The sequence below is a fragment of the Variovorax sp. P1_G12 genome (genome assembly GCF_056405555.1).
This window is the reverse complement of sequence record NZ_JBFUBW010000014.1, coordinates 168,828-181,196: the sequence shown is the minus strand read 5'-3', so window position 1 is coordinate 181,196 and position 12,369 is coordinate 168,828. Positions and strand designations below refer to the sequence as shown.

13 protein-coding genes are annotated in these 12,369 nt (G+C 67.2%); 5 read left to right on the top strand and 8 right to left on the bottom strand.

Going from position 1 to position 12,369, the window contains the following annotated elements:
* Together AC1D2O_RS18195 and AC1D2O_RS18190 are read left to right on the top strand one after the other, a co-directional pair.
* Positions 1-305: NAD(P)(+) transhydrogenase (Re/Si-specific) subunit beta (locus AC1D2O_RS18195; RefSeq protein WP_478157661.1), on the top strand; the 305-nt coding region annotated here is incomplete at its 5' end.
* 287 nt (positions 306-592) lie between these two features.
* The gene (locus AC1D2O_RS18190; RefSeq protein WP_478157660.1) at positions 593-934 is read left to right on the top strand and encodes a hypothetical protein; all 342 of its coding nucleotides are present in this window, start codon (positions 593-595) and stop codon (positions 932-934) included.
* Here the strand turns inward: AC1D2O_RS18190 and AC1D2O_RS18185 are convergent.
* The 3 genes from AC1D2O_RS18185 to cuyB form a co-directional block, all read right to left on the bottom strand.
* The gene (locus tag AC1D2O_RS18185) at positions 876-1,271 is read right to left on the bottom strand and encodes a hypothetical protein (protein ID WP_478092624.1); all 396 of its coding nucleotides are present in this window, start codon (positions 1,269-1,271) and stop codon (positions 876-878) included. The genes AC1D2O_RS18190 and AC1D2O_RS18185 overlap by 59 nt on opposite strands.
* Before the next feature lie 501 nt (positions 1,272-1,772).
* Positions 1,773-2,579, bottom strand: coding sequence for a YoaK family protein (locus AC1D2O_RS18180; protein WP_478092626.1), 807 nt, complete (start codon positions 2,577-2,579; stop codon positions 1,773-1,775).
* A gap of 69 nt (positions 2,580-2,648) precedes the next feature.
* Positions 2,649-4,163: a cysteate racemase gene (cuyB, locus tag AC1D2O_RS18175; protein WP_478157659.1), complete on the bottom strand. Its 1,515-nt coding sequence runs from the start codon at positions 4,161-4,163 to the stop codon at positions 2,649-2,651.
* 157 nt (positions 4,164-4,320) lie between these two features.
* Here cuyB and AC1D2O_RS18170 point away from each other — a divergent pair, with 157 nt between their 5' ends.
* On the top strand, positions 4,321-5,217 hold the full coding sequence (locus AC1D2O_RS18170) for a LysR family transcriptional regulator (protein WP_478092631.1): 897 nt from the start codon (positions 4,321-4,323) through the stop codon (positions 5,215-5,217).
* A gap of 293 nt (positions 5,218-5,510) precedes the next feature.
* On the opposite strand, the gene AC1D2O_RS18165 is transcribed toward AC1D2O_RS18170, so the two are convergent.
* The 5 genes from AC1D2O_RS18165 to AC1D2O_RS18145 form a co-directional block, all read right to left on the bottom strand.
* Positions 5,511-6,557, bottom strand: a complete 1,047-nt coding sequence (locus AC1D2O_RS18165; RefSeq protein WP_478092633.1) for an IS110 family RNA-guided transposase — start codon at positions 6,555-6,557, stop codon at positions 5,511-5,513.
* A 158-nt stretch (positions 6,558-6,715) separates the two neighbouring features.
* Positions 6,716-7,345, bottom strand: a complete 630-nt coding sequence (locus AC1D2O_RS18160; protein WP_478157658.1) for a hypothetical protein — start codon at positions 7,343-7,345, stop codon at positions 6,716-6,718.
* A gap of 31 nt (positions 7,346-7,376) precedes the next feature.
* The gene (locus tag AC1D2O_RS18155; protein ID WP_478094539.1) at positions 7,377-8,168 is read right to left on the bottom strand and encodes a DUF899 domain-containing protein; all 792 of its coding nucleotides are present in this window, start codon (positions 8,166-8,168) and stop codon (positions 7,377-7,379) included.
* An 86-nt stretch (positions 8,169-8,254) separates the two neighbouring features.
* Complete coding sequence (locus tag AC1D2O_RS18150) at positions 8,255-8,932, bottom strand: Vgb family protein (protein WP_478094541.1); 678 nt, start codon at positions 8,930-8,932, stop codon at positions 8,255-8,257.
* 48 nt (positions 8,933-8,980) lie between these two features.
* Positions 8,981-10,201: a helix-turn-helix domain-containing protein gene (locus tag AC1D2O_RS18145; RefSeq protein ID WP_478157657.1), complete on the bottom strand. Its 1,221-nt coding sequence runs from the start codon at positions 10,199-10,201 to the stop codon at positions 8,981-8,983.
* A 226-nt stretch (positions 10,202-10,427) separates the two neighbouring features.
* Here AC1D2O_RS18145 and AC1D2O_RS18140 point away from each other — a divergent pair, with 226 nt between their 5' ends.
* Together AC1D2O_RS18140 and AC1D2O_RS18135 are read left to right on the top strand one after the other, a co-directional pair.
* Complete coding sequence (locus tag AC1D2O_RS18140; protein ID WP_478094768.1) at positions 10,428-10,850, top strand: tripartite tricarboxylate transporter TctB family protein; 423 nt, start codon at positions 10,428-10,430, stop codon at positions 10,848-10,850.
* The gene (locus AC1D2O_RS18135) at positions 10,850-12,355 is read left to right on the top strand and encodes a tripartite tricarboxylate transporter permease (protein WP_478157656.1); all 1,506 of its coding nucleotides are present in this window, start codon (positions 10,850-10,852) and stop codon (positions 12,353-12,355) included. The genes AC1D2O_RS18140 and AC1D2O_RS18135 overlap by 1 nt, the downstream gene beginning before the upstream one ends.
* Positions 12,356-12,369 lie beyond the last annotated feature (14 nt).

Here is a 12,369-nt window from a genome sequence, read left to right as displayed (position 1 = left end):
CCGAGGTGCCCTACGACCAGGTGTTCGAGATGGAGGACATCAACGGCGAGTTCGCGCAGGCCGACGTGGCGATCATCCTGGGGGCCAACGACGTGGTGAACCCGGCGGCGCTGCAAAAGGGCACGCCGATCTACGGCATGCCGATCCTGGAGGCCTACAAGGCCAAGACGGTGATCGTGAACAAGCGTTCCATGGCCGCGGGCTACGCCGGGCTGGACAACGAACTGTTCTACATGGACAAGACCATGATGGTCTTCGGCGACGCCAAGAAGGTGGTCGAGGACATGGCCAAGGCGATCGAGTAGCTGGCCGCGCTCAATGCGCGAGCGCCGCATCCCAGGTGCGTGACCTCGACAGATCCATACTTTGGGCTGGCCGTTGCACGCCGCGCAGATGGCGGGACCGGGGCACATCCCGCGCAAGCGGCGGCAACGACACTGGCTTCCGGCGGGGCGGCCTGCCGACGGACGGGGTCCTTTTCGGAAGAATCTGATACCTTGCGTCGGCTGCGATCGCTACGCTTGGGGTCATGAATCCAGCTTGCCATTTCTCGGCGTTCCCCAGCGTCCCGACCAAGGCGGGAAGCCCTTGCATGTCGACCGTCGATGACGGCACGCCGTTCGACATGGCCATCCCGGCGACCTTCACTGCCGAGCAGGTCGAGTCGATCCTCGCCTTGCACGACATGATCGTCGACGCCAAATCCAGCGTGGCGCAGCTCCTGAAGTCATTGACGCCAACGCGCTTCAGTGCGGCACAAGCCGAGTGCATTCATGAGCTCCTGAGCTTGAACGTTCAAGACTTCCACGCTACCTTGGCCGACGCCATGGAGCTCTGCCCGCTTCGGGACCGGCTGCGTGCGAGCGCGCGGCGAGTCAGGCCGTTGTCGTGCTCGGAGCTTCGCGTCGCAACGGCAGGTATCGGACAACCCTGAGGTTGATGCTCAGCTGGACCGGCAACCGCCCTTCCCTCACCCGTACATCCAGAACGTCCTTGAGATCGAGATCTACATCACACTCGTAGATCAACGGCGCGAACGCACCCAGGCCGACTTTCGGCTCTGCTTCGTCTTGCACGAATGTGAACGTGAAGGCGTCGTGCGCCGGATTGCGCCATCGAGACCTGCTGAACTTGCCGTGCAGCATTCCGTCGGTCCACTTGACGGAGTGATCGGAAAGTTGCTCTATGTGTTGGCGACAGATGCTCACGGCGATGAAAACGTCCCGGTCAGCCATGCACAGCGAATCCATCGTGCAGGCCTCGGCGTTCACGATCGCAGCGTCCGCTTGCGCTGCGGCGGCCCCGCTGCCTGAGTCACTGTCCCCCGATACGCACGTGACCACCGCCCACACGCACGCACCGACTACAGAAAACCCCAACAAAGGGCGGCGCAATGGCACGAGTCTCGACTTTTCCGACATTGAATTCCTCCCCCCCGCTTCTTGTCCTTGGCTCATCGTCCTGGCCTTCCGTCAGGGAAGTTCCGGAAGACGCCCCGGTTGGCTATCGCCCACCCCTCCTCAATAGGCCGCCCCACGATTCGTCAAAACGGCACGGCCGAGACAGCTCTGGAATTAAGGATCAGACCTCCTGATTTGGTGCATCCTTGACGACCAACTTCGGACGTTTCGCCCAAACATTCAGAAGGAGACTGCGCACCCGTGGATTCATCGGACGAATTGGCGGCCCAGTGGACGGCTGTCCGCTTGGCTGGGGACACGGCCTGATGGGCCTTGGGGACGGGCGCTGCGCCCTGCTCGAGGACGCCGGGGTCAGTCGCCGCCGGACGGGCGCGACGGGCTGGGGCGCCAGCCGACGAAGCTCGCAAGCCGGCGCAGATGGCGGGACCGGGGAAAATCCCGGGCAAGCGGCGGCAACGACAGCGCCAGCAGCAGCGCCGCGAGCGGCAGCGTGCAGATGAAGCCGACATACTTGAAGCCCAGCGCCCCGGCGATTCCGCCCAGCACGAACATGCCCACCAGCCCGCTGGCCATGCGAATGCGATGGGAGTTGTGGTGCACGCGGGCCGGGGCGGCGCTGCCGGCCCGGTTCCAGTAGAAGAACTTGCCCAGCTCCATGCCCAGGTCGGTGATGTTGCCGGTCATGTGCGTGGTGCGAATGCTGCCCCCGGAGGTCTTGGACGCCACCGCGTTCTGCAAGCCCATGATGAACGACAGCAGCAGCACGGTGAGCGGCACCGCAAAGGGCGTGTTCCAGGTGAGCGTGATCGCACCCATCAGGCCGAAGGGAAGCATCAGCGCGGCCTCGAGCAGCAGGGGCAGCGCATAGACGGCACGGAGATGGTGCTGGCGCCCCCAGTTCACCATCATGGCGCAGACCGCCGCGCCGCTCAGGAACGCCAGCACGGCGCCCAGCGCGTTGAGCAGGAGCTTCGCATTGCCCAGCACCAGGCCATCCGCCAGCTGGGAGGCGAAGCCGGTCATGTGCGAGGTGTACATGTGAAGCACCAGGAAACCGCCCGCGTTGACGGCGCCCGCATTGAAGGCGAGCAGCAGTCCCAGGGTCCGGTTGGTCGAGGGCGAGCGATGGCGGTTGGTGATGAAACGCAGGCGGCGCATGGCTCGCCATCTTGACACGAAGCCGGCGAGACGAATCCCGGATTTCGATTCGCGTCTTCGTTTCTTCCTTCACCGCGCCTTGCTGCTGCTGCAGCAAGCCGGGCTCATCACGCTCAACGGCAACCCTCTCGCAGCGCGGCTGTACGCGATGCAGCGCTGGGCCAGCACCTGCGCCGGATCGATGATCGGGACGGTCCTGCCATCGACCTGGTAGCCGAGATCCTGTTCAATCAGCAAGGGCAGCTCCGTGCAGCCGAGGATGATCACTTCGGCGCCCCGCCCGGCCAGCGCCCGTATCGCGGCTTCCACGCGGGCCCGCCCTTGCGGATCGCGGAACCCGGACTTCACGCCTCGGGGCCCGTAGATGGCATCCATGATCTCGTCCTGGGTGGCGGCGTCCGGCGTCAAGGCCTGTCGCATCGCGCGCTCGATCTCTTCGTGGTAGACGCGGGCCGCGATCGTGCCGGTGGTCGCCAGCAGCCCGATGCGACGCGCGTCCCCGTAGGCCTTCGCGATGAAATCGACCGTCTCGCGCAGCATGTGAATGATCGGAATCTGCAGCATCGGCTGGATGTGGTTCACGAAGGCGTGGGCCGTGTTGCAGGGGATCGCGATGATGTCGGCGTCGGCGTCCTGGAGCTTCCTGCAGGTGGCGTACAGCGCGAGCGTCGGGTCCGCACCATCGCCGACCAGGTAGGCGGTCCGATCGGGAATCTGCGGGTTCTGCTCGACGACCACCTTGAGATGGTCCTGGTCGCGCACAGCGGGCGTGGCTCGCACCAGCTGGTCGAGAAAGCTCACGGTCGCCGCCGGCCCGACCCCCCCGACGACACCGACCTTGAACGGCCGGGGCACCGGAGCGAAGACCTGCGAGGCGGCGAACGCCGCGTAGACCTGGTTGGAATCGACCAGGGGCAGCCCTGCGGCCAGCGCACGCAGCGTCAGTTCCTGCAGCACAGCGCACAGGACCGTGCTTCCGACCAGGATCAGCTCCGCGCCCTGGGCGACGACGTCGTCATGCGCGCGTTCGGCCCTGCGGCGATCGCTGGCGGAGACGGAATAGCTCGACGAGGACGCGACGCCGAGTTCCTCGATCAGCACGCTCAGATCGTCGAGCGCCCGGGCACGCGGGTAGATCCACTCGATGCCGCGGTCCTCGAACGCACGCTCGAACAGTCCGAGCGCCTTGACCGGCGCAGAGGCCAGCACGCCGATCCGGCGAACCTCGGGGAAGACGACCGTCACGTGCTCGACCAGGGCGGCCATGATGCTCGCGATCGGCACCGGCGAGACGGGGGCCAGCTCGGACGCGAACCGGTGCGACGCGAAGCTCGGCAGCAAAGCGCCGGCCAGCCCGGCGTCCGCGGTCCGCCAGATCGAATCGAGGAGCGTCATGCCTCGCCCCACGTCGGCGTCGTTCGCCGCCGTGGCGTCGTCGAACGCCGATTCGCGGTCGCGCAGGACCCGGTACCTCCGGGGCGCCTGGCCTGCACAGAGGGCCTCGAGCTTCGCCGCGATGTCGGCCGCCCCGAGGTGCCCGGGCGGCCCGATGACAAGCAGTGATCGAGGCGTGGTCGAGTTCATGCCCGAATTCTGTGCCGCCCGGTGCTGCTTGTCGCATTGGAAGTTTGCCAGGAACCATTAAGCTGGCTAATACCCTCGCGTGCTGCGGTGAGACAATGGGCAGCGAGGCGCAGCGTCATGACGCGCGTCGCCCACGACGATGCCCCGGAGGTTGGCTGTGCGACTGAAACATATCGAGGTCTTCAACGCGATCATGCTGACCGGCACGGCGAGCGGGGCGGCCCGGCTGCTCCACGTCACGCAACCCGCCGTGACCCTCACGCTGCAGCACGCCGAACTGCAACTGGGCTACGCACTGTTCACCCGCCAGCGCAACAGGCTGGTGCCCACCAGCGAGGCCCAGGCGCTGTACCCGGAAGTCCAGATGCTGGTCTCCCGGCTCGAATCGGTGCGGCGGCTCTCGACCAGCCTGCGCCAGGGCGGTCGCAACGAACTGCGGCTTCTGATCGTGCCCTCCCTGGCGGTGCGGGCGCTGCCGGACGCCCTGAAGCTGTTCCGCAAGCGCTATCCCGACCTCGCGATCTCGAGCCGGATGCTGCACTCGCACGAGATCACGCAGGCCATCGCGCTGCGAGAAGGCGACGTGGGCATCGTCTACGGCCTGAACCAGCACCCCGGCGTTCAGCAGGTGGCGATCGCGGCGGGGCGCCTCGTGTGCGTGTCGTTGCGCCCCGCGCGCGGCAACGACCGGCGCAGCACGGTGGAGCTTGCCGAACTGCTGCGCAGCGGATTCATCCGGATCGACGAGCGCGATCCGATCGGGGCGATGCTGGCCGAGCAATGCGCGCGGCATGGCACCGAGCCCAAGGGCGGCCTGACGGCCCAGACCCACCACATCGCGATGGTGTTCGCGGAGCAGGGCCTGGGGCCGGCGATCGTCGACTCGTTCACGGCCGCGGCCACCACGAGCAGCGCGCTGCAGGTGCGCACGCTGCTGCCCGAAGTGCCCGTCAGCGTGCAGGCGTTGCTGCCGCAGGGCGAACGCTCACCGAAGCAGGTGGCCGACTTCATCGAGGCCTTCAAGTCGGTGATCGTCAGTGCACCGTCCAGCTGACGAGGTGCTCGAGTACTTTCCCTTACATGGTCGTCCCTAGGAAAGCAAGATTCGGCGGCGTGAAGTTCAAAGGGCTCGCAGCCTTACATTCGGCCTGTTTGTGCAGGGTTTTCCTGCTGGCCCTGATGGCGTTCGCGGGCGAGGTTCCTATCTGATGGCCGGGCTTGATGCCCAAGGGACAGTTTGGAATGCCCCCGCCCCGGTTTGACCCTGTGCTCCATCACATCGCTTCGTGCAGGCTCTCCTTCAAATCGGTTTCATCGCAATCAGGGGGCGAGACTCGGCTCTTTATCTCAGGCCGCAGCAACCGCGGTCGAATTCCACTTGACCGGGTCAAAGGCTTTGCCTTTGGCCAAGACTGCCCAGACTGTGCGTGCCATCTTGTTGGCCAGCGCGACAACCACCACGTTGAAATGCTGCCGCTGCAACAGCCGTTCGAGCCAACTGTTATGCGCACTGCGGCTGACTACGGCTCTCGCTCCGTTAATCAGCATGCTGCGCAAGTAGGTATCACCCCGCTTGGAGATTCCCAGTTGCTGCGTCTTGCCGCCCGTGCCAACCTGGCGCGGCGTCAAGCCGAGCCACGCAGAGAATTCGCGTCCCGACTTGAAAGATGAGAAGTCCGTGGCGGTGGCTACCAATGCCGTCGCCGTCAACGGACCGACGCCAGGAATCGCCTGTACGGCCAGCATCTGGCGGCTCTGTTTGACCATGGCGGCCAGCCGCTTGTCGATCTGGTCGATGTCATCCTGCAAGGCCTCGATCCGTTTGAGTTGCTCCTGAACGCTCACTACCACCACGTCGGGCACACGGTCCCTTTGCTGAGCGTTGGCGAGCTCGGCTTGCACGGAGTGCAATAGCTTCTGATGGCCCTCTGGCAGCACGATGCCGAATTCGTAAAGCAAGCCTCGGAGAGCGTTGGTCTGCATGATCCGCATCTTCATCAACTGAGCGCGTATGCGGTGCAGGCTGAGGCAAGCTTGCTGCTGCTCGCTCTTGACGGGCACCTCGCGGATGTGCGGCTGCTGGGCAGCCACCCAGATGGCTTGTGCATCGAGTGCGTCTGTCTTGTCGCGCAGCACAAAGGCTCGCACATGCTTGGCGGGCAGCAGCTTGACTTGGTGCCCCATCACAAGCAGAGCCCGAGCCCAGTGGTGCGCACCTCCGCAAGCTTCCATCGCCACCAGCGAGGGTTGACGATTGGCGAAGAACTCGGCCACCTTGGCCCGCTTGATCTGCCGCCTGTGTATCTCGCCCGTCTCAGCATCCACAACGTGAATTTGAAATACGTTCTTGGCGATGTCCATGCCAATGACGGGTAGTTGCTCGATTGACTGCATAGCGGGCCTCCAGGGTCGAAGTGGTTGAATCGAATCTACGCGTTGGCACATCAATGCCGCTGCTAAGAGGCCATACCTTGGACGGGCTGATTCTTCACGTCAACAGCGGGGGGTAGGCGGGACGACCATGCCATCTGATGGAGTGGTTCCATCGGGACCTAGCGCAGCGCCATCAACAGCACGCCGGTGACGGCCAGCGCTGCGGTCCAGGCCCGGCGCAGCGCCATGCCGCTCAGCAGCCCAGGGTGCATGGCGACACCGCGGCACACGCCGGTGGCGATGACGCCGGTCGTGGCCAGCATCGCAGCCGTGTGGAGGCCGACTGCCGCCAGTGCCAGCGCCATTGAGCCCGACGCGGTGATCTCGCGCGCCGGATCGTCGGCCAGGCACAGCGGCAGGAGTGCCGGAACCAGCATCAACCCGGCGCCGTGCGCGGTGGCCATCAGGAAGGACCAGCACGCGATGGCGGCGTGGCCGGCCCGCGCGCCGATCGGCTTGCGCGGCCCGGCGCCGCGCAGCAAGCGGTACGACGCCGCGCCGACGAGCAGCGCGCCGGCCAGGACCTGGACCAGCGCGCGGTCCATCGTGAGGCCCTGTGCGACGGCGCCAGCCACGACCGCGACCGACGCGGCGTGCCCGATGGCAATGGGCAGCAGGGCCCGCCGCGCCTGCGCCCCGTCGCGCGCCCGCACGCCGCAGGCGGCGGCGAACATCCAGCCGTTCGCCGGGCTCAATCCGTGAAAGGCGCCGAGGCCGGCAATCGCCAGCCACGGCCACAGGTTCGTCATGGCGCGTTCGTCCAGGCGAGGCGAGGCGGGCTCAGCCGTTCGCTTCGCAGCACGAACCGGCCGCCGGCGCCGGCTTCACCCGCGGTGCCGGCTCGTAGCGGTCGTGGTGGCGCACCCAATCCATGCCGTGGCCCGGGTTCTCGTCGCGGCCCTTGGGGGTGAGGTCCAGCAGGTTGTACGTTCCCATCATCACCTCCACACCGCGCCCGTAGGTCGAGTAGGTGTGGAAGATCTCGCCCGCGTCGTCCCGGTAGAAGACGCTGAGGCCGGGCGCTTCCTCCGCCGGGAAGGGCTGCATGCCGTAGTTGTAGTAGACCTCGCCCTGCCCCCTGGTCCGCTCTTGCGGCGTGAAGCTGACGCCGAAGTCGCGATTGAAGTCGCTGCCATGCGAGGACACCCACTTGAACTGCCAGCCCATGCGCCGGCGAAAGCGCTCGATCTCGGCCAGCGGCGCGCGCGAGACGACCAGCAGCGTGACGTCGCGATGCGCCAGGTGCACGTGCATGCCGTCGATGTGGTCGGCCATGAAGGAGCAACTCGGGCAGCCTTGCTCCCACCCCGGGCCGAGCATGAAGTGCTGCACCAGCAGCTGGCGGCGGCCTTCGAACAGCTCGGCGAGCGCGCGCCGGCCTTCGGGCGCATCGAAGGCGTAGTCCTTCTCGATGCGCACCCACGGCAGCGCGCGGCGCTCGCGGGCGATCTGGTCGCGCAGGCGGGTCAGCTCCTTTTCGCGCGCCAGCAGGGTCTTGCGTTCGGCCACCCATCGGTCCGCCGACACGACGGGATGGTTCACGGGGCTCGCTTCGGAAATCGCGGTGTTCATGGGGTGCTCCTGGGCTCGAAATAGAGCCGTTCAAGGTTCGTCAATGCGCCGATCCAGCCGATGCGGCGGTCGAGCGGGGTGCGCGGTCAGGGCCTGGCGCCTTTCGGACGCCGCACCGCGCGGACCTTTCCGCTGGCGCCGCCGCCGCAATAGAAGAGATCGGCCCCGTCGGACTCGAGCCCGCTCACGCCGATGCCGTGCGGCATCTCCAGGCGTTCGAGCACCGCGCCGCTTTCCGGGTTGATTCGGCGGATTTCGCTTTGATCCGCTTCCCAGGTGCCGTGCCACAGCTCGCCATCGACCCAGGTCACGCCGGTGACGAAGCGGTTGGACTCGATGGTGCGGATGACCGCGCCGGTGGCCGGATCGATCTGGTGGATCTTGCGATCGCGGTACTGCCCCACCCACAGGCTGCCCTCGGCCCAGGCGAGGCCCGAGTCGTGCCCGTGGCCGGGCGTCGGGATCGACGCCACCACGCGGCCGGTGACGGGATCGATCTTGTCGATGCGCGCCTCGGCGATCTGGTAGAGATACGTGCCGTCGAAGGCGGTGCCGGCGTCGCAGGCCCGGTCGAGCGTGCGCGTGGGCTCGCCGCTCCCGGGATCGAAGGCGATCAGCCTGGCCCCGGTGGCGGCCCAGACGCGCTGGCCATCGTGGGTGATGCCGTGCACGTTGTCGGCGCCGGCAAAGGGGCCGTACTCGCGCACGATTTCGGCTGCATGCGCCGTGGGCTGGGATCTTTCCTTGCCTGTCTTGCTGCTCATCGCTGGGGCTCCTGGTGACGCGCCTCGGATCGGCGCCCGGAGACAACTCTATTCAATCGGCAGCGAAGTGGGGAGTAACAAGATCGTCGTGAATCCGGCCAGCGGCGGCGACAGCCAGCGACGCGCCCGCGCCCGCCCGATCGAGCGTACCCGTCCGTCGGCCTCGAGTTCGACCAGCGCGCGCTGGACGGTGCGCTGGCTGGCCCCCAGGGCCAGCGCCAGGGCCGACGTCGACCAGGCCGCGCCGTCGGACAGCAGCGCCGCCAGCGAGGCCTGTTCGCCGTCGATGGGCGGTGCGAGCACGACGACGGCGCGCTCGCCGTGCGGCCTGAGGACGAAACCCCGCGTGGTGGCCTCGATGTGCGCCAGTGTCGTGACGAGCGCGCGCAGGCGGCCGATCTCGACCCGCAGGCGCACGCGATGCGACTCGTCGGGGCGGCGGGTGCGGAACGCGCACGCGATCAGGGCGTCCCGATCGACATCGCCAGGCCACGCCTCGGCGAGCGCGCGCGCCAGCGCGAACAACACCGGCCGGCGCGCCAGCGACCACCAGGCGTCGCCGGCGCGCAGCCCGCGACGGCAGGCATCGACCACCAGCGCGTCCGAGGCCAGGAGCGCCGCGACCTCGTCGAGGCGCAGCGCCTGCTCGCCAGCGGCGATGCGGCGCCGGGCGGCGGGACGATCGAGCGCGGCCCGCGCCTCCGCCACCTCGGCCAGCAGCGCCGGCACGCCTGCGCGATCGGCCGCCTCGTGGGCGCGGGCGAGCGCCGCCCGCGCCGGGCCGGTGCGCAGCGAACGCAGAGCCAGCTCCGCCGCGGTGAGCTCGGCCACCGCCGCCAGCGACGGCGGCAGGCCGCGCGCATCGAGCAGCGCCAGCGCGGCCGCGGCCTCGTCGAGGCGGCCCAGCAGCAAGAGCCTGCGCGCCGCGATGAGCCGCGCCTGCAGCGCGTTGGCGCGATCGGCGTGCGCCTCGAGCGTGGCCGAGGCCGCCGCCAGCGTGCGCGGGGAGCCGCCGAGGTCGCGCATGGCCAGCGCCACCTCGGCCTCGGCGACGACGCAGCGGGCGCGCGCCAGCTCCTCGTGGGCACCGAAGCCGCGGGCGGCGCGCCGAAGGAGCTCGCGCGCGCGCGGGTGCTCGCCGAGCTGGGCCATGGCGATGCCGCGCAGGGCCAGCGCCGGCGGGTCTTCGCGCAAGGCGACGCGCTTGAGGGCGCCGAGCGGGTCGCCGGTGGCGAGGGCGCGCGCGGAGGCTGTGATCAGGGAGTCCATGGCGACAGGCTACACCGGCGCGTTCACGACGACTCTCGCCTTCACGACGGGAAGTCGATCCGCCCGCGCTGGATGAGGGACGGTCCCGGTACGTAATTTCCCTCACGCATGCGTCAGATTCCGATCAGTGACGGCGCAAGAACATCGAGCCGCGCTGCCAATACGGCGCCCGGTTCCACAGCCGTGGGGTTGTTCCCACCACCGGCCACACCCTCTCTTCGCGCGTATGAACAATCGAAATCTCGTCAGAGGCCTGTTCCTCATGGCGATCTCTCTGGCCTTCGGCCTGCAGGCTCTGCGTTACCCGATCGGCGACTTCAGCCGCGCGGGGCCGGGATTGTTTCCCGCACTGGTGAGCTCCATGCTGCTCCTGATCGGCATCGTGACCGTGGTCCGGTCGTTCTTCGTCGAACGCGTGCACCTGGGCCTGAACTTCAGGAACATCGCCATCATCATGGTGAGCCTCTGCGGCTTCGCGGGGCTTTCGATGTACCTGAACATGATCGTGGGCATCGTCTTCATGGTCTTCTTCTCCACCTTGGCCGGCACCTCCTATTCGTGGGTGCGCAACGTCAAGATCTCCGCCGGCCTGGTCACGATGGCCCTGCTCCTTCAAAAACTCCTCGGCTTGAACCTGCCCCTCTACTGATGGACGTCCTGAACAACCTGGCGTTTGGCTTTTCGCACGCCCTGACCCTCCAGAACCTGATGTACTGCGCCATCGGCTGCACGGTGGGCACGCTGGTCGGCCTGCTGCCCGGCCTGGGCCCCTTGGCCACCATCAGCCTGCTGCTGCCGCTGACCTATTCCATTCCCACGACCGGCGCGCTGATCATGCTGGCCGGCATCTACTACGGCGCCCAATACGGGGACAGCGTGAGCGCCATCACGATGAAGATCCCGCACGCCAGCAGCATCGTGGCGTGCATCGACGGCTACCAGATGACGCTCAAGGGCAAGACCGGGCTGGCGCTGTTCACCGCGGGCGTCTCGAGCTTCATTGGCGGCACGGTCGCCATCCTGGTGCTGTCGTTCCTGGCTCCCACGCTGGGTGAAGTCGCCTTCCTGTTCGGTCCGGCGGACTACTGCGCCATGATGATGGTGGGTTTCGTGTGCGTGAGCTTCGTCACCACGGGCAGCCTGCTCAATGGCCTGGCCATGAGCATGATCGGGGTGCTGCTGGGCACGATCGGCACCGACGTGAACAGCGGCGCCCAGCGCTTCACCATGGACCTGCCCTTCCTGGTGGACGGCGTCGGCGTCGTGAGCATCGCATTGGGCTGCTTCGGCATCGCCGAGATCACGAAGAACCTCGACGCCCGGGAAGAACGCTCGCCCTTCAACGGCAAGATCGACCTGATCCCCACCTGGGCGGAATTCAAGCGGATCATCCCCAGTGCCCTGCGCGGCAGCGTGGTCGGCTCCTTCCTGGGCATCCTGCCCGGCGGCGGTCCCACGATCGCCCAGTTCGCCGCGTACGCGATCGACAAGAAGGTCAGCAAGTACAAGCACGAGATCGGCACCGGCTGCATCGAGGGCGTGGCCGGTCAGGCCGCGGCCGACGAAGCGGCCGCCCGCACCAGCTTCATCCCCCTGATGAGCATCGGCATCCCCGAGAACGCCGTGATGGCGCTGATGCTGGCCGCCTTCATCATCAAGGGCATCCAGCCGGGACCGAACATGATCGCCAGCCACCCCGAGCTCTTCTGGGGCCTGGTGGCCAGCATGTGGGTCGGCAACGTCTTCCTGCTGGTCCTGAACGTGCCGCTGGTGCGCTACTGGCTGTCGGTGTTCAAGATCCCCTACAGCGTGCTGTTCCCGTCGATCCTGTTCTTCTGCTGCATCGGCACCTACAGCGTCAACAACAACCTGGAAGACGTCTTCATCACGGCGGCGTTCGGCTTCATGGGCTACATGTTCATGCGGCTGGAGCTCGACGCCGCCCCGCTGATGCTCGGCTTCATCCTCGGGCCCATGCTGGAGGAGAATTTCCGCCGCGCGCTGCTCCTGAGCCGCGGGAGTTTCACGACGTTCCTCACGCGGCCCATCAGCGGCAGCCTGCTGGCCCTGATCGCCGTCTTCGTCACCTGGCAGGTGGTCGCGTTCGTCTTTCAGGTGCGCAAGAGGAATGCCCTTCGGGAGCAAGCGGCCTAGCGTCCTCTTCGTGA